Origin of the sequence: Methylobacter arcticus (assembly GCF_050917435.1) — a bacterium.
Lineage (GTDB): Bacteria > Pseudomonadota > Gammaproteobacteria > Methylococcales > Methylomonadaceae > Methylobacter_A > Methylobacter_A titanis.
This window is the reverse complement of the sequence record NZ_CP159583.1, coordinates 2,815,354-2,833,105: the sequence shown is the minus strand read 5'-3', so window position 1 is coordinate 2,833,105 and position 17,752 is coordinate 2,815,354. Positions and strand designations below refer to the sequence as shown.

The following is a 17,752-nucleotide window of genomic DNA, read 5'->3' as shown; positions in this document are numbered from 1 at the left end:
ACGGTTACAAAAAAAGCCCCGTTAAATCGGGACTTTTTTGTATGAGAATGGGCTAGATTTTTCCGTCCAAGCCCATCTGGAAATATTTGTGGATGATTTTATCCTGGTTTTCCAGCAGCCAATCGATATTCGGCGTGTTATTCATGGCCTTATGAATGGCTTGTGCCATGGCTTTACGGTGGATGTCGAAAAGAATCTGGTGGTCCAAATTATCATCTGTAGCCACACTCGGGTTTAACCAAACCGAGCAGATAATACCTAGGTCATTGGCTTTTTCTTTTGGGATGTCGCCGGCACGCACGGCATCTAGTACGCCGTTAGCAATAGCGGCCTGTACAGTGCCCATTAGAATATTGGTGTAGCGGCTGTTGTTGACCGTTACCTTGCTGACCATCAGTGTTACGGGGCGCACTTGAATATCCGTATTTAACAGAGCAAAGACTTTGGAGTGGCCTTTAGCTTGATTGCCGGTCAATGTTGCCAGCGCAACGCCGACAGGGCCATCAAGTTCGCCGATAATGACTTCAGGTTCTGCTGCGGTACCCGCTGGGCCGCCTGCAACCAGCGCTTCACCGGTGCGGAATATGATTCTTTCGCTCATAACTTCAAAAACTCCAAATTAAAAATAGAGAAAAACGTAGAATAGCATAATTTGGATTATTTCTGAGTAGAGTTATGGCTTCGACATTAACAGCAAGCAATCATAGTCGCGATGTTGTCGGGTTAAAGTACGTGTATCCGGTGGTTTCCAGGCGAGCAGGCGGCTTGTCAATCGGCATTAATTTCAATCCTAACAATGCCTGTAATTGGCGCTGTATTTATTGCCAGGTACCTGGTCTTAAGGTGGGTACAGCCCCGAAAATGGACTTTCAGCTGCTGGAGCAGGAATTGAGATGCTTTCTTGATGATGTGCTTAACGGTGATTTTTATCAGCGCTTTCAGGTCGATGAAGATAAACGGATCATTAAGGATATTGCCATATCCGGTAATGGTGAGCCGACCAGTTTAAAAGATTTTGATAAGGCTGTGGCTTTAATTGGTGAGGTGGCGACAGAAGTCGGAATTTTGCCGCAGAGTAAGTTTGTGTTGATTACCAATGGTAGCTTGATGCATCGTCCTAATGTTCAAGGTGGTCTGAAGAAATTACAGGAATATGGCGGAGAAGTCTGGTTTAAGTTGGATAGCGCTACGGAAGAGGGGAGGGCTCTAACGAATAATGCCGGGCAGAGTTGTCAGGCGAGCGTCGATAATCTGTTGATTTCGGCAAAGCTGTGTTCAACAAAGCTACAAACCTGTTTATTGGATTACAATAAACAGGGTTTGTCCCTGAAAGAAAAAAATGCTTTTCTTGATTTGCTGAGAGATATTAAAGCAAAGGGCTGCGTGCTGAAGGGGGTGATGCTGTATACGATTGCAAGACAATCGCTGCAGCCGGAAGCCGATCGGCTGCAGCGATTGTCTCTGGAGGCGCTGAATGCATTCGCTGATGAAATCAGGCTCTTGGGTTTTGATGTTTCAGTGTGTTAGTGAGTGATGTGTTAGGCTTTTATGTCAAGCAAAGATCCTGTTATCTCTTTATCGGCTTGAAGTAATTTAACGGCGGCCGAAGTTTCCAGTTCAGCCTCTTTTAAGCTGAGTACGGGTTTGATAATGTCACTGGAATTGAATTCTGAGCTGCCGACTTCATTATCTTGTATGGGCAGCTTTGCAATCTCTTGAGCCGCGCCCGCTGATTTATGTTGGGCGGTATTGATTAGATTAACTGCGCTGGTAGTTGGTGAAATGTTCATGTCGCACCTCTGTACATTAAATTAACTTCAGATTAATACTACATCTATATGAGTAATATGCAAAGATTGAATTGCGACTTAAAAGCAGAACTGTGAGTAATAGAGCATTGTTGTTAACAGTAAATGATTATATTGAGAATGATAAGTTTAAAATTTAAAGCTTGTTGTCTGTGTATAATTGCGGATATAATTGCAAGTTCATTCAAAGTGCGAATGTGGCGGAACTGGTAGACGCGCTGGATTTAGGTTCCAGTAGGTTATCCTGTGAGAGTTCGAGTCTCTCCATTCGCACCACCCAATTCATTTAAGAGTCAGCGATTCATCGCTGACTTTTCAGATTTCATGAGCCGTTTACCGGTGTTCTATAAAATTCTTATTTTAAATTTAGCTGAGGTAAAGAAATGCAAGTTTCTGTCGAGAAGACATCAGAATTAAGCAGAAAAATGACTGTTTGCGTGCCTGAAGAAGTTGTTCAGGAAAAAATGGCGGCACGTTTAAAGTCGTTAGCACGCGAAGTTAAGATTGATGGCTTTCGTCCGGGTAAAGTGCCCCAACATGTCATTAAGAAAATGTATGGAGAACGGGTTCGCGGTGAAATAGCCGGGGATCTGATTCAAGCTACTTATTACGAGGCATTGAAGGAGCAGGATTTGAAACCTGCCGGCTATCCGCATATTCAGCCAGAAGATGAAGCCGAAGGTTTCAAATACATCGCCGAGTTTGAGGTCTATCCTGAAATATCACTAGACGGTGTTGAGCAAATTGAGGTGTCGAAGCCTGTTGCTACCGTTCAAGATGTTGATGTTGACGGCATGATTGAGAAACTGAGAGCGCAAAAGAAAAGTTGGTCTGTTGTTGCGCGTGCATCTCAGGAACATGATCGCGTGACCATTAGTTTCTCAGGAGTTTCCGAAGGCGAGAACTTTACGGACGGAAAAGTAGAGAATTATCCTGTTGAAATTGGCGCGAAACAAATGATTCCAGGTTTTGAAGAAAACCTGATCGGCCTCGCGGCGGGTGCTAATAAAACCTTTGAAGTAACTTTTCCAGAAGAATACGGCAATGAGAAGTTGACCGGTAAAGTGGCTGAGTTTGAAGTTGAAGTCATTAGCGTTGAAGAGCCAATATTGCCGGAAATTGACGATGCTTTTATTAAAGCATACGGCATTGAGGGTTCGGTAGAGGCTTTCCGTGAAGATATTAAAAGTAATTTGGAGGGGGAGCTCGAACAGGCATTGCACGGTAAGCTTAAAAATGCAGTGATGGATGCTTTGTATGAAAAAATCCAGATCCTTGTGCCAAATGCATTAGTCGATCAGGAAGTCGAAAGTATGATGAAACCGTACATCGAGAATGCTAAAAGACAGAAAATGAAGCCGGAAGATGTGAAACTGCCAAGAGATTTATTTGAAGAGCGGGCAAAGCGTCGAGTAGCGCTGGGACTTATCTTGGGTGAAATTATTGATAAAAATAACATCAAGCTGGACGATAACAAAGTACGCTCTACTATTGAAGATATGGCAAAAAGCTATGAACGTCCTAGTGACGTTATAGAGTGGTATTTTTCTGATGAAAGCCGATTGAACGATGTACGGCAGATGGTTTTGGAAAATCAGACCATCGATTGGCTGGTTGCTCAAGCAAAAGTGTCGGATGAAGCTATAAGTTTTAGTGATGCGATGAGTAAGCAAGGCCAAGGGGTTTAAATGTATAACCAGTACATAGAAAATCAAGTGATTGCTCCAGAAGCAGCTGGTGGGTTAGTGCCTATCGTTATTGAACAAACTGCTCGAGGTGAGCGTTCTTTTGATATTTATTCAAGATTATTGAAAGAACGCGTCATTTTTCTGGTGGGGCAGGTTGAAGATTACTCGGCTAATCTAATTGTCGCCCAGTTGCTTTTTTTGGAATCGGAAAATCCTGATAAAGACATTCATTTATATATCAATTCGCCAGGTGGGTCAGTGACTGCTGGTATGTCAATTTATGACACGATGCAGTTTATTAAGCCTGATGTCAGTACTATGTGTATTGGACAAGCTGCCAGTATGGGAGCGCTGCTTCTGACGGGTGGAGCAAAAGGCAAGCGGTATTGTTTGCCTCACTCAAGAATGATGATTCATCAGCCATTGGGCGGTTTTCAGGGACAGGCTTCCGATTTTGATATTCATGCCAAAGAAATTCTGTCAATCAGAGAAAAATTGAATAAAATTCTTGCTGATCATACCGGCCAATCTATAGAAAAGGTTCGGCAGGACACAGACAGAGATAACTTCTTAAGTGCAAATGATTCTGTTAAGTATGGTTTGATTGATCAAGTATTGTCGAGCCGAACAGCTGTTGCTGAGAAATAACGGTTAGTATTCTTTTGTATTTCGCTATATTCTTTATTTTATCGAAAGTAAAAAAACATCATCTCTGGATGGTTGCGGGAGTCTAATTTATGAGTAATGACAAAAATAGCAAAGATGATGACAAACTGCTTTATTGTTCTTTTTGCGGTAAAAGTCAGCATGAGGTCAGAAAGCTTATTGCAGGGCCATCGGTTTATGTCTGTGATGAATGTGTAGATCTTTGTAATGACATTATAAAAGACGAATTACAGGATGAATCCTCTTTTTCTTTTGGTGGCGGTGAGTTGCCCAAGCCAAAAGAGATAAAAGAAGAGCTTGATAGCTATGTTATCGGGCAGGAAAATGCGAAAAAGATTTTGGCAGTAGCTGTTTATAATCACTATAAACGCCTACGTAGTAAGTCTAAAAAAGATAGCGTTGAATTGGCAAAAAGTAATATTTTGTTGATTGGGCCTACCGGTTCAGGGAAAACCTTGCTGGCTGAGACTTTAGCTCGATTACTGGATGTGCCGTTTACTATTGCTGATGCAACTACGTTGACAGAAGCAGGTTATGTCGGTGAAGACGTAGAAAATATCATTCAGAAGATTCTGCAAAAATGTGATTATGATGTAGAGAAGGCTGAAACCGGTATCGTTTATATTGATGAAATCGATAAGATTTCCAGGAAATCAGATAACCCGTCAATTACTCGAGATGTTTCAGGTGAGGGCGTTCAGCAGGCTTTGTTGAAACTGATTGAAGGAACTATTGCTTCGGTTCCGCCTCAAGGCGGGCGCAAGCATCCTCAGCAGGAATTTTTGCAAGTTAATACGGCTAATATTCTGTTTATAGTCGGCGGTGCTTTTGCCGGTTTGGATCGGGTTATTAAAGATCGCTCCGAAAAAGGCGGAATAGGTTTCTCAGCTGAAATAAAAACTAAAGATGAGTCTAGAAATATTGGGCAACTGTTTGCCGAAGTCGAGGCGGAAGATCTGATTAAATATGGATTGATTCCTGAATTTGTGGGCCGTCTTCCTGTTATTGCTACCTTAGAAGAGCTGGACGAGAAAGCTTTGGTGCAAATATTGACCGAGCCTAAAAATGCGCTAATCAAGCAATATAAGCATTTATTTGAAATGGAAGGCGCTGAACTGGAATTTCGGGATGACTCTCTGATTGCAATTGCTCGCAAAGCTATGGAGCGAAAAACAGGGGCGAGAGGGCTAAGAACTATCGTTGAAAATGTTCTGCTGAACACCATGTATGAGTTGCCGTCTGCGGATAATATTTGCAAAGTTGTTGTCGATGGTGGTGTTATTTCAGGTGAGTCAGAGCCTATTTTGGTTTATGAAACCGAAAAGAAAAAGGCTTCTGCGGAGTCTTAAAGATTATTGATGGATGATAAAGGGAGCTTTTATTTTTTTAAAGCTCCCTTTTTTTGTGCTGTAGATAATCAAAGGTACTATTTTGAGGTGGCATCCTTGCTATTCTAATTAACGACCCCATAATCTCTTTTTCAAGAAAATTGTTATAAGGTTCCATTTATGGAAACGCACAAAATGACAGAGTTACAACAAATAAATGTACTGATTCCGGTTTTGCCGCTCAGAGATGTCGTGGTTTATCCGCACATGGTCATTCCCCTGTTTGTCGGCAGGGAAAGATCGATTGATGCTTTGGATGCTGCGATGAAGGACAGCAAACAAATATTGTTGGTTGCGCAAAAAGAAGCAGAAGTTGATGACCCCGATGTTGCCGATCTTTATGAGGTAGGGACTCTGGCTAATATCCTGCAAATGCTTAAGTTGCCGGATGGAACGGTCAAGGTTTTGGTTGAAGGGGTTCAGCGCAGCAAAGTATTGCACTATAAGGAGACAGAAAGCTATTTTTCTGCGGTCGTAACGGAAATTTTCGACGTTTTAAAGCTAACCGAGCAAGAGCAGGATGTGTTGCAGCGGACGGTCATTAATTCGTTTGATCAATATGTTAAGCTCAATAATAAGATTCCGCCAGAAGTGTTGAATTCGCTGTCCGGCATTGATGATCCAAGCCGGCTTGCCGATACGATGGCGGCTCATATGACTTTAAAGGTTAATGAAAAACAGGCTATCCTTGAAACGGCAGATATTGAAAAGCGCCTTGAAGATTTAATGACCTTAATGGAAGGGGAGGTTGATCTTCTGGAGATGGAGAAAAGAATCCGCGTGCGCGTTAAGCAGCAAATGGAGAAGAATCAAAGGGAATACTATCTGAATGAACAGATGAAGGCGATTCAAAAAGAATTAGGGGATATGGATGATGTGCCTAATGAAATTGAAGCGTTGGCGAAGAAGATTGAAGACGCGGGTATGTCTAAGGAAGCTAAAACAAAAGCGGATGCTGAGCTTAATAAGCTTAAACAGATGTCACCTATGTCAGCTGAGGCAACCGTGGTGCGCAATTATATTGACTGGATGGTCAATGTGCCATGGAAGAAAAAAACTAAAGTACGGCATGATCTAAAGGTCGCTGAGCAGGTTTTAGAGGCCGAACACTATGGTTTAGATAAGGTTAAAGAGCGTATTCTTGAGTATCTTGCTGTTCAGCAGCGAGTAAAACAACTCAAAGGGCCGATTTTGTGTTTGGTGGGACCTCCAGGCGTAGGAAAAACCTCGCTAGGCGAGTCTATTGCCAGGGCAACTAATCGCAAATACGTGCGTATGTCCTTGGGTGGAGTGCGTGACGAGGCGGAAATTCGTGGCCATCGTCGAACTTATATAGGCTCTATGCCGGGTAAGATTTTGCAGAATCTGGCTAAAGTGAAAACGCGCAATCCTATGTTTTTGCTAGATGAAATCGACAAAATGGCGGCCGATTTTCGAGGTGATCCGGCGTCGGCTTTATTAGAGGTCCTGGATCCCGAGCAGAACCACACTTTTTCAGATCATTATCTGGAAGTGGATTTTGACTTGTCTGATGTGATGTTTGTTGCGACTGCAAATACCATGAATATTCCCCCAGCATTGTTGGATAGAATGGAGGTTATACGCATTGCCGGCTACACGGAAGACGAAAAAATCAATATCGCAATTCGGTATTTGGTTCCGAAACAAGTTAAAAATAACGGTCTTAAAGAACGAGAAATTCAAATTACAGAAGACGCGGTCAGGGATATGATTCGTTATTACTCTCGCGAAGCCGGTGTTCGGAGTCTTGAGCGGGAAATTTCGAAAATTTGTCGTAAAGTGGTGAAAGATTTATTATTGAAGCCGAGAAAATCTAAAGTCGTGGTTAATCCTGAAAATTTGGATAATTATTTGGGAGTTAAGCGTTTTCATTACGGTCTTGCAGAAGAGAAGGATCAGATTGGACAGGTTACCGGCTTGGCCTGGACCGAAGTGGGGGGGGAATTATTAACTATTGAGACTGCGGTCATTCCCGGAAAAGGTAAGCATTCGGCAACGGGTAAGCTCGGCGATGTGATGAAGGAGTCAATTGAAGCGGCAATGACGGTCGTCAGGAGTCGTTCAGAAATCCTGGGTATCGATAATGAACTGTTTCAGAAGAACGATATACATATTCATGTGCCTGAGGGTGCTACACCAAAAGATGGTCCGAGTGCAGGTGTGGGTATGTGTACAGCCATTATTTCAGCATTGACCAAGATACCGGTTCGAGCTTGTGTGGCCATGACCGGTGAAATTACCTTGCGAGGTGAGGTGTTGCCTATTGGGGGCTTGAAAGAAAAGCTTCTGGCTGCTCATCGCGGCGGTATAACAACGGTTTTGATACCTGCTGAGAATGAAAAAGATCTAGTTGAAATACCGGAAAACATTAAGCAGAACTTGGTAATAAAGCCGGTTCATTGGATAGATGAGGTATTGGAAGTCGCTTTACAATATATGCCAGTTCCGTTTGAAAAAAAGGAAGTGGAAGAGTCAGGAAAAAATGAAACTGAAGCAGTTAAAATAGTAAATCAGGGCTTAACAGCGCATTAATCAATTTGGGGTTTTGTCTAAAAAATAGCAAAACCCCAAAAATCATGGTCTCCGGGGTGGTTAATACTTGACACTACGTAAGTGCAGTTGTTATAAATACCCGAGTTTTTTGTGTCGCTGACCATGGATGCATAAAAATTATCATGCTGGTCTTGTAGAATATAATTTTAAAAAATGACTTCCTAAGGGGGAATAATGAATAAATCGGAACTTATTGACGCTATAGCAGAGTCTGCTGAATTGACTAAAGCGGATGCGGGTCGTGCATTAGATGGCTTTATTGGTGCAGTTACAAAAGCATTAAGCAGCGGTGATTCAGTCGCTTTAGTTGGCTTTGGAACCTATGCTGTAAAAGACAGAGCTGAGCGCAAAGGGCGTAATCCACAAACTGGGGCTGAGATTACTATTAAGGCTGCAAAAATTCCTTCATTTAAAGCTGGTAAATCTTTAAAAGATGCTGTAAACTAGGATTTCTTTAGTCGGGTGCTTAGCTCAGCTGGGAGAGCATCGCCCTTACAAGGCGAGGGTCGGGGGTTCGAACCCCTCAGCACCCACCAGACTTTGGAGTGGTAGTTCAGTTGGTTAGAATACCGGCCTGTCACGCCGGTGGTCGCGGGTTCGAGTCCCGTCCACTCCGCCAAATTAAAAAAGCCCCGGATCAATTGATTCGGGGCTTTTTTTTTGATTATTGTAAGTTGTTTCTTTAGGGCAGAGCATTATGCTGACAAAAATTAGAGAAAAAGCACAAGGTGCTTTTGCATGGGGTATTTTGATAGTAATTTGTGTCCCCTTTGCTTTATGGGGCATTCAGAATTATGTGGATACTGGAGAAGAGGCGCCTGTCGCTTCCGTAGGTGATAAGGATTTTTTTCAGCGCGATGTTAATAAGGCTTATGAGCAATATAGCCAGAATTTTCAGGGGATGGCGTTTGACGAACAAACCTTGAAGGCGCAAGCATTAGAAAAACTAATAAAAGATGAGGTCTTATTGCAACATGTGCATGCTAAAGGTCTGGTTACAACTGATGATACGGCGCGTGATTTTATTCAATCCTTGCCCTATTTTCAGGTAGACGGAAAATTTGATGATAAGCGATATAAGACAATGCTCAGTTTACAAAAAATGTCCTCAGGGGAATTTGTAAACAGAATCAAGAATGCTCTGATCATGGAACAGTTTCAGCGCAGCATTATCGATAGCAGTTTTGCAACAAAATATGATGTGGAAAGTTTTTTCAAAATCCAGAATCAGCAGCGCGATGTAGATTACATCACCGTTGCGGTGCAAAAGTCGACAGAACAGCCTTCAGAGGAAGATATAGCGGCCTATTATCAGCAGCATCAGGACTTATATCAAACGCCTGAGCAGGTTTCTGTAGAGTACATAGAATTGGCACTTGAAGATATAGCCAAGACTATAGCGGTAACCGATGACAAGCTAAAAGCCTACTATGAAGAGCAGAAAGATCAATATACTACTGCAGAGCGAAGAAAAATCAGTCATATCCTGTTTGCAATTAATGACAAGGTCGACGAAAAAACCGCTTTAGACAAAGCTTTAAAAGCCCAAGAAGAATTGGCAATTAAAGACTTTGCAACTGTTGCGGCGGAATTTTCCGATGATAAATTGTCCGCTAAAACAGGCGGGGATTTAGGCCTGTTTAATGTGGGCGTCATGGAGAAATCATTCGAAGACGCTGCGAGTGCTTTAAAATTGGGTGAAGTATCAAAACCCGTTAAGTCGGCATTTGGTTATCACTTGATCAAAGTCACCGAGTTAATGCCGGGAGAGATCAAGCCGTTCGATGCCGTTAAAAACGAAGCCACCAAGGCTTTTCAGAAAGCCCAGGCAGAAACCGCTTTTTATGAGTCAGCTGAAACGCTGACCGAAATGAGTTATGAAAATCCTGACAATCTGAAAACAGTGGCGGATGCGTTGGGTATCACTATCCAGAAATCGGCCTTGTTCACCAAAAATAAAGGTGATGGTATTGCCGCTGACGAAAAAATTCGGCACGCCTCCTTCACTGAAGAAGTTTTGCAAGGTAATAATAGTACACCTATAGAATTGGGAACCGATCGTCTGGTCGTGTTGCGGCTTTCAGAGCACAAGACTGCTGCTGTGAGAGAACTAAAAGATGTTAAGCAGGATATAGTTGCCGTATTATTGGCCGATAAAGCCAAATTACAGGCTGTCGAAACCGCGCGGCAGATTAAAGCCCGGTTACAGGCAGGAGAGTCTATTCAAACGGTTGCTGCTGAAAATAAGTTGCCAGTAAAGACGGTTGCGGGATTAACGCGCAACAAGGATGATGTGCCATTGCCGTTGAGTGAAGCGATTTTTAAGGCGGCTAAGCCTGTTGGTGGCAAGCCGACCCTCTTTATTGCTGAATTGCCTGCAGGTGAGCAGGTGGTCGTGAGTTTGTCAAAAGTAAAAGAAGGCGTAATGACTGAGGACGACAAGAAACAAATGGACTTGGCGACCAAAAATATTGCCAAAGCTTTCGGTCAGACTGAGTTTAATGCGTTGGTAAACAGTTTACAGGGAGATGCTGACATCTCGGTAAAAGCACCTAAATAAACTTCGAACCTGAAATAAAAAAGGGAGCTTAAAGCTCCCTTTTTTTGTGTCAAAATTATTGCTTTAAGATGCCGCTAAACCGGCAATATTATAGCCGCAATCCACAAAGGTGATTTCGCCGGTAATACCCGAAGCCAAATCAGAACACATAAAAGCCGCCGCATTGCCGACTTCTTCAATGGTGACGTTTTTCTTTAAAGGCGCGGTATCGGCCGCTTTGCCGAGCATGGATTTAAAATCATTAATACCCGATGCAGCAAGCGTTCTGATAGGGCCTGCTGAAATAGCATTAACGCGCGTACCTTCCGCACCTAAGGCCACAGCCATGTAACGGACATTGGCTTCCAGGCTGGCTTTGGCAACACCCATGACATTGTAGTTAGGAATCGCCCGGTCGGCACCTAAATAAGTCAGGGTTAACAGCGAACCGTTGCGGCCTTGCATCATCGCGCGTCCGGCTTTAGCCAAGGCGGTAAAGCTGTAAGAACTCACGTCGTGAGCGATTTTAAAGTTTTCTCGGGTGGTCACATCAACATAATCACCGTTCAGTGCGTCGCGGGGTGCGAAGGCGACCGAATGTACGATACAATCCAAACCGTCCCAGTGTTCGCCGAGCTTGTTAAATACCGTGTCGATATGTTCATCAATGCTGACATCGCATTCAATGGTAATGTTGGAATTGCATTTTCCAGCCATTTCCTCGACGCGACTTTGCAGCTTTTCATTTTGAAAGGTAAAAGCTAATTCAGCGCCTTCGCGATGCATGGCTTGAGCAATACCCCATGCGATAGAACGATTACTGGCTAAGCCCACAATCAAGACCCGTTTGCCCTGCATAAAACCCATTATCATCTCCCGGTGTTTTTGTTGTTACAATAGAGATTCAAGTATCTATGAGCCTTTTATTGATGTCCAGTCTTTTGTTGTCGGCACACCGCTGTTCCATGCGTTGGCCTGCCTTTTAATTCCATGTAGTCGTATGAAGATGCAATCCTGCAAAGTTCGTGTATTAGTCCTGATGTTGTCGGCCGTATTTTTGGCCGTCTCGGTTTCGTGTATGGCGAGGGAATCAGAGCAGCTTAATAATCCGTATAGCGAAGACGAAGGCAAGCAGGCGGTTTTATACGAATCATTTTCCGAGCGGCCCAAGCATTTTGATCCGGCTGTATCCTACAATGCCAACGAATATGCCTTTATCGCGCAGATTTACGAGCCGCCTTTTCAATATCATTATTTAAAAAGGCCTTATCAATTGGTGCCGTTAACCGCTGCCCGTATGCCTGAGGTTATTCACCTGAATCAGAAAGGCGAGAAATTGGGCTATGGCGCAAATGACGACGATATTGCGTTTACCGATTATATGATTGAAATTCAGCCCGGTATTCGTTATCAGCCGCACCCTGCGCTGGCAAAAAACGCCCAGGGCGATTATGAATATCACCGGTTAAACCCAGCGCAAATCGAGTCGGCTGCGTCGCTGAATGATTTTAAAGCCACCGGCTCGCGTGAACTCACTGCTGAGGATTATGTTTACCAGATCAAACGCTTGGCGCATCCCAAAATTCAGTCGCCGATAGCCGAAATCATGAGGAATTATATTGTCGGTTTTGATGATTTCTCCAAACAGGTTGGCGATAAACCCAAGGCAGCGCTTAGAAACCTGCCGATGGTCGGTACGACAGCACTCAGCCGTTACCAATACCGTATTCGTATTAAAGGCAAATATCCGCAATTCATCTTCTGGTTAGCCATGCCGTTTTTCTCGCCGATGCCGTGGGAAGCGGATGTGTTTTACGATCAGGCCGGACTTGCCGACAAGAACATTACCCTGGACTGGTTTCCGCTAGGTACAGGGCCCTATTTAATGGCCGAAAATAACCCGAACCGGCGCATGGTCTTGCTTAAAAACCCGTTGTTCCATCTTGAAACCTATCCGACCGAAGGCGAAGCTGAAGACAAACAAAAAGGCCTACTGGTTGATGCGGGAAAAAAACTGCCGTTTATCGATAAAGTGGTTTTTATGCTGGAAAAAGAAACCATTCCCTATTGGACCAAATTTTTGCAAGGTTATTACGATGCGTCGGGCATCGCCTCTGACAGTTTCGATCAGGCCATACAATTTACCGGCAGCGGCGATGTTGCGCTAACGCCTATCATGCTTGAAAAAGGCATCCAGCTGCAAACCTCGGTGGCGATCTCCAGTTTTTACATGGGTTTTAACATGCTTGACGCGACCGTAGGCGGTGAGACCGAACAGGGGCGAAAGTTACGGCAGGCTATCGCTATCGCGGTCGATTATGAAGAATACATCTCCATTTTTACCAACGGGCGCGGCGTTGCTGCGCAAGGCGTTTTGCCGCCCGGCATTTATGGGTTTGATGAAAAGGCGGGCATTAATCCCTATGTTTACGAGTGGCTGGATGGTAAAACTCAGCGTAAAAAAATCGCTGACGCAAGGCAACTGATGACCGAAGCCGGTTATGCCAATGGTATAGATCCCAAAACTAAAGCAGCCCTGATTTTGTATTTTGATACCACAGCTGCGAGTATTGATGATCGTCCCCGGATGAACTGGTATCGCAAACAATTTGAAAAGCTGGGCATAAAACTGGTGATACGCGGCACCGATTACAACCGTTTCCAGGAAAAAATGCGTACCGGTAATGCGCAGATCTTTGTCTGGGGCTGGAACGCCGATTACCCCGATCCCGAAAATTTCTTTTTCCTGCTGTACGGTGCCAATTCCAAAGTGCAGCACGGCGGTGAAAATGCCGCCAATTACCATAACCGCGAATTCGACCGTTTATTCGAGCAAATGCGCAACATGGATAACAGCGAGCAGCGCTACCGGATTATTCAGCAAATGCAGGAGATTGTGCGCCATGATGCGCCGTGGGTTTTCGGTTATCATCCAAAGAACTTTTCACTGTTTCATCACTGGTACAAAAACCTCAAACCCAATCTGATGGCGAATAACCAGCTGAAATATACCCGCATTGATACGGCCGATCGAGATACAAAAAGGCAACAATGGAATGAACCGGTATTTTGGCCTTTGGTGTTGGGTGGCGCGGTATTTGTGTTGATGTTGATTCCGGCAGTTATTGCCTATCGCCGCCGGATCAAGGAAACCAGGCTATGACTCAATATATCATCCGGCGACTTTTATACAGCTTACCCTTGTTGATGGGCGTCAATATCTTAACCTTCGTACTGTTCTTCGTCGTCAACAGCCCGGACGATATGGCGAGGATGCAACTGGGGCAAAAGCACGTTACCGAGCAATCCATCGCCAACTGGAAACAGCAACACGGCTACGATGTGCCGTTGCTCTGGAATGACGATGCTCAAGGCGAGAAAAAAATAACCGACACTATTTTTTATCAAAAATCGGTCGGCTTGTTTTTGTTTCGTTTCGGGGTGTCCGATAGCGGCAGGAATATCGGTGCAGACATTAAAGAACGCGCCTGGCCCAGTCTTGCCGTGGCATTGCCGACGCTGATGATCGGCCTGCTGGTGAATATTTGTTTTGCGCTGATGATGGTGTTGTTTCGCAACAGCTACCTGGAACATGCGGGTCTGGTGTTATGCGTGATTTTGATGTCGATTTCCTCGCTGTTTTATATCATCGGCGGACAGTTTTTCATCGGTAAAGTCTTAAGGCTGGTGCCTATATCCGGCTATGACGACGGCATGGCGGCGGTTAAATTCCTGATCTTACCGGTGTTGATCGGCGTGTTTTCCGGTATAGGTTCAGGCGTTCGCTGGTACCGAACCTTGTTTTTGGAAGAAGTCGAAAAAGACTATGTGCGCACCGCCAGAGCCAAGGGCTTAACCGAAACCCAAACCCTGTTCCGGCATGTGCTGCCCAATGCGATGATTCCTATTTTGACCGGCGTAGTGGTCGTGTTGCCGTTGCTATTCATGGGCAGCCTGATCATGGAATCGTTTTTCAGCATCCCCGGTTTAGGCAGCTACACCATAGATGCGATCAACAGCCAGGATTTCGCTATCGTTCGCGCGATGGTTTTCCTGGGGTCGGTGCTATATGTGATCGGGCTGTTATTGACCGACATTTCCTACACCCTGGTTGACCCGCGCGTGAGGTTGTCGTAATGGTGGTTTTATGGACAGACGCATTGATCTATGTGCTGATTGTAGTAATGTTGGCGCTGGGCATTTACCTGCGCGGCAAAGAACATATTCAGCGCCCTCTGCAACAAATAGGCCGCAGTAAAATCGGCATGGCGTCATTGGTGGTGCTGTTGTTTTTTGTGCTGATCGGCTTGCTCGATTCCGTGCATTTTAAACCTGCAGACGACAAGAAAAACGAGATTATCAGTCTGCTGGACGCCTTCGCGACGCCGTTGCGCGAGCATGGCGAGAAAACCTATTCCGCGCCTTTTGCAACCACGCTGTACAGCAAGGAAATGATGACGCTGGCGGACGGCTCCATGCAATGGGCTTATCCGCGTCTGGAATTCGGCGGCAGGCATTTGGAGGATACTGAAACGCAGCATATTGCCGACATTCTGCAAAAAGCCGTTTACGGCTTGGCTCAAGGCGCCAGTTTGATTGGTTTTATTATATTGCTGATGTGGGGATTATTAGCTGAGCAGCATAAACGCTTCATGCGCAGTTCAACGGCGAAAACAGTCTGGGCAGTCGTGTTTGTTATCGTGTCGTTCAGTTACGCCTCAATCTACTTATCCGCCTATTATCATATTTTTGGCACCGACAAAGTCGGCGAAGACGTTTTTTATCAGGCGGTAAAAAGCATACGAACCGGCTTGGTCATTGGCACCTTAACCACGTTAATCATGCTGCCGATGGCGATCATCTTCGGCATCCTGGCCGGATTTTTTCACGGCTGGGTAGACGACATCATCCAATACATTTACACCACGCTCAACTCGATCCCCGGCGTGTTGCTGATAGCCGCCTCCATCCTGATGGTGCAGGTGTACATGGCCAATCATGAAGCGGCCTTCACCAGCGTTATTGTCAGGGCCGATACGCGCTTATTATTCCTGTGCATGATCCTCGGCGTGACCAGTTGGACGGGCTTATGCCGGTTGCTCCGGGCGGAAACCCTCAAACTCCGGGAAATGGAATACGTTCAGGCCGCCTCTGCCTTGGGCGTCAAGCAAGGCGCGATTTTGCTGCGCCACATCCTGCCCAACGTGATGCATATCGTGCTGATTTCCGTGGTGCTGGATTTCAGCTCGCTGGTGCTGGCCGAAGCGGTATTGTCCTACATCAATATCGGCGTCGATCCGACCAGTTACAGCTGGGGCAATATGATTAACGGCGCGCGGCTGGAAATGGCGCGCGAGCCTATCGTGTGGTGGTCGCTGACGGCCGCCTTTGTGTTTATGTTCGCGCTGGTGCTGGCAGCTAACCTGTTTGCCGATGTGGTGCAAAATGCGTTCGATCCGAGACGGAGCGGCAATGAATAATCCGATACTGGCCGTTAAGCAGCTTAGCGTGACCTTCAACCACCGGCAGACGGTGGTCGACGACATCAGTTTTGAGATCCATGCAGGCGAAACCTTCGCGTTGGTCGGGGAATCCGGTTCCGGCAAATCGATCACCGCCTTGTCGGTGCTCAGATTATTGCCCAATAATGCAAGGCTGAATGCCGACGCGATCAACTTGCACGGCGATAATTTACTGAACCGCTCCGAATTCGAGCTGTGCAAAATCCGCGGCCGGCGCATCGGCTTTATTTTTCAGGATCCGATGTCTTCGCTGAACCCGGTGATGACCATCGGCAGCCAAATCGAGGAAGTCATTAAGCTGCATTTTGACCTGCCCAGGGCAGCGGTTAAACAACGGGCGCTGGAATTATTGCAGCAAGTCGAACTGCCCCAAGCCCAGCAGCGCATTAAGGACTATCCGCATCAGCTTTCCGGCGGCCAGCGGCAGCGGGTGATGATAGCCATTGCCTTGGCGGGCAAACCGGATTTACTGATCGCCGACGAACCGACCACGTCGCTGGATGTGACCATCCAGGCGCAAATCCTGGCGCTGCTGAAAGCTATCCAGCAACAGACCGGCATGGCGTTGTGGCTGATCAGTCATGACTTGGCGCTGGTGTCCACAATGGCCGACCGGGTTGCGGTCATGCAGCAGGGTAAAATCGTCGAAACCGGCGCGACCGCCGAGTTTTTTAACCAGCCCAAACATCCTTATACCCGCAAGCTGCTGAATGCGCTGCCGTTGATGCAGAGTTGCCTGTCGCACAGCGCGCAAGAAAAATCGCTGTTGCTACAGGTCAGCGATTTTTATTGTTATTACCCGATCCGGAAAGGCATTTTCAAGCGGGTAGTCGATTTTGTGCGGGCAGTCGACGGCGTCAGTTTTGACATACAGCAAGGAAAAACCCTGGCCCTGGTCGGCGAATCCGGCTGCGGCAAAACCACCTTGGGCAAGAGTTTGTTAAACCTGATACCCGGCAGCGGTCGGGTCGTGATCAACGGCGTCGAGTTGAATGCCTTAAGCGGAGAAGCTTTGCGGCAACAACGCGCCAATATCCAAATCGTGTTTCAGGACCCTTTTTCATCGATGAATCCGCGCATGCTGGTCGGCGACATCATCGCCGAAGGCATCAGAGCCTTGCATCCCAAGGTGAGTCAGGATGAGCGCAAGGCCAGAGTCCGGCAACTGTTGCAGCAAGTCGATTTGCCCGCAGATTCGGCGCTGCGTTATCCTCATGAGTTTTCCGGAGGGCAGCGCCAGCGCATCTGCATAGCCCGCGCCTTGGCGGTCGAACCCAAACTGATCGTCTGCGACGAGCCGACCAGCGCGCTGGACGTGTCGGTACAGGCGCAGATTATCCAGTTGCTTAAAACCTTGCAGCAGGAAAAAGGCGTCAGCTATTTGTTCATCACCCATGATCTTGCCGTCGTCGCAGAAATAGCCGATGACGTTGCCGTTATGTACCAGGGCAAGATCATCGAGCAGGGCAGTGTGGCCGAGGTTTTGACCCAGCCCAAGCAGGCTTATACCAAAAAACTATTGGCGGCTGTACCGGTTTTGAAAATGGATCATTGAGAGTAAAACTTG

The 17,752-nt window shown here is 45.9% G+C and carries 14 protein-coding genes and 3 tRNA genes; 14 read left to right on the top strand and 3 right to left on the bottom strand.

Annotation, left to right across the window (positions count from 1 at the left end; all coding sequences use genetic code 11):
• Positions 1–52 precede the first annotated feature (52 nt).
• Complete coding sequence (gene fae, locus ABXJ76_RS13525; RefSeq protein ID WP_432741223.1) at positions 53–601, bottom strand: formaldehyde-activating enzyme; 549 nt, start codon at positions 599–601, stop codon at positions 53–55.
• A 74-nt stretch (positions 602–675) separates the two neighbouring features.
• On the opposite strand from fae, the gene ABXJ76_RS13520 reads away from it, so the two are divergent.
• Entirely contained in the window at positions 676–1,527 is an 852-nt protein-coding gene (locus tag ABXJ76_RS13520) for a radical SAM protein (protein ID WP_432741221.1), read from the top strand.
• An 11-nt stretch (positions 1,528–1,538) separates the two neighbouring features.
• Here ABXJ76_RS13520 and ABXJ76_RS13515 read toward each other — a convergent pair whose 3' ends face one another.
• On the bottom strand, positions 1,539–1,790 hold the full coding sequence (locus ABXJ76_RS13515; RefSeq protein WP_432741219.1) for a hypothetical protein: 252 nt from the start codon (positions 1,788–1,790) through the stop codon (positions 1,539–1,541).
• Positions 1,791–1,999: 209 nt separating this feature from the next.
• Here ABXJ76_RS13515 and ABXJ76_RS13510 point away from each other — a divergent pair.
• The 9 genes from ABXJ76_RS13510 to ABXJ76_RS13470 all read left to right on the top strand — a co-directional run bounded on the left by ABXJ76_RS13510 (position 2,000) and on the right by ABXJ76_RS13470 (position 10,684).
• Positions 2,000–2,084 (top strand) — tRNA-Leu (locus ABXJ76_RS13510).
• 107 nt (positions 2,085–2,191) lie between these two features.
• Entirely contained in the window at positions 2,192–3,496 is a 1,305-nt protein-coding gene (tig, locus tag ABXJ76_RS13505) for a trigger factor (RefSeq protein WP_432741217.1), read from the top strand.
• Entirely contained in the window at positions 3,497–4,144 is a 648-nt protein-coding gene (gene clpP / locus ABXJ76_RS13500) for an ATP-dependent Clp endopeptidase proteolytic subunit ClpP (protein WP_432741215.1), read from the top strand.
• Positions 4,145–4,233: 89 nt separating this feature from the next.
• The gene (clpX, locus tag ABXJ76_RS13495) at positions 4,234–5,511 is read left to right on the top strand and encodes an ATP-dependent Clp protease ATP-binding subunit ClpX (protein ID WP_432741213.1); all 1,278 of its coding nucleotides are present in this window, start codon (positions 4,234–4,236) and stop codon (positions 5,509–5,511) included.
• Between the two features lie 159 nt (positions 5,512–5,670).
• Entirely contained in the window at positions 5,671–8,103 is a 2,433-nt protein-coding gene (gene lon, locus ABXJ76_RS13490; RefSeq protein ID WP_432741211.1) for an endopeptidase La, read from the top strand.
• A gap of 195 nt (positions 8,104–8,298) precedes the next feature.
• Positions 8,299–8,571: an HU family DNA-binding protein gene (locus ABXJ76_RS13485; RefSeq protein WP_432741209.1), complete on the top strand. Its 273-nt coding sequence runs from the start codon at positions 8,299–8,301 to the stop codon at positions 8,569–8,571.
• A 13-nt stretch (positions 8,572–8,584) separates the two neighbouring features.
• A tRNA-Val gene (locus ABXJ76_RS13480) sits at positions 8,585–8,660 on the top strand.
• 6 nt (positions 8,661–8,666) lie between these two features.
• Positions 8,667–8,743 (top strand) — tRNA-Asp (locus ABXJ76_RS13475).
• Between the two features lie 78 nt (positions 8,744–8,821).
• The gene (locus ABXJ76_RS13470) at positions 8,822–10,684 is read left to right on the top strand and encodes a SurA N-terminal domain-containing protein (protein WP_432741207.1); all 1,863 of its coding nucleotides are present in this window, start codon (positions 8,822–8,824) and stop codon (positions 10,682–10,684) included.
• 63 nt (positions 10,685–10,747) lie between these two features.
• On the opposite strand, the gene ABXJ76_RS13465 is transcribed toward ABXJ76_RS13470, so the two are convergent.
• The gene (locus ABXJ76_RS13465; RefSeq protein WP_432741205.1) at positions 10,748–11,530 is read right to left on the bottom strand and encodes an enoyl-ACP reductase FabI; all 783 of its coding nucleotides are present in this window, start codon (positions 11,528–11,530) and stop codon (positions 10,748–10,750) included.
• Between the two features lie 133 nt (positions 11,531–11,663).
• Here ABXJ76_RS13465 and ABXJ76_RS13460 point away from each other — a divergent pair, with 133 nt between their 5' ends.
• From ABXJ76_RS13460 to ABXJ76_RS13445, 4 genes are read left to right on the top strand one after another with little or no spacing between them, the layout of a single operon-like run.
• Positions 11,664–13,826 carry an ABC transporter substrate-binding protein gene (locus tag ABXJ76_RS13460; RefSeq protein ID WP_432741203.1) on the top strand — a complete coding sequence of 721 codons (2,163 nt, stop codon included), beginning with the start codon at positions 11,664–11,666 and terminating at the stop codon, positions 13,824–13,826.
• Positions 13,823–14,800, top strand: coding sequence for an ABC transporter permease (locus tag ABXJ76_RS13455; protein WP_432741201.1), 978 nt, complete (start codon positions 13,823–13,825; stop codon positions 14,798–14,800). The genes ABXJ76_RS13460 and ABXJ76_RS13455 overlap by 4 nt, the downstream gene beginning before the upstream one ends.
• The gene (locus tag ABXJ76_RS13450) at positions 14,800–16,143 is read left to right on the top strand and encodes an ABC transporter permease (RefSeq protein WP_432741199.1); all 1,344 of its coding nucleotides are present in this window, start codon (positions 14,800–14,802) and stop codon (positions 16,141–16,143) included. The genes ABXJ76_RS13455 and ABXJ76_RS13450 overlap by 1 nt, the downstream gene beginning before the upstream one ends.
• Positions 16,136–17,740: an ABC transporter ATP-binding protein gene (locus tag ABXJ76_RS13445; RefSeq protein WP_432741197.1), complete on the top strand. Its 1,605-nt coding sequence runs from the start codon at positions 16,136–16,138 to the stop codon at positions 17,738–17,740. The genes ABXJ76_RS13450 and ABXJ76_RS13445 overlap by 8 nt, the downstream gene beginning before the upstream one ends.
• Positions 17,741–17,752 lie beyond the last annotated feature (12 nt).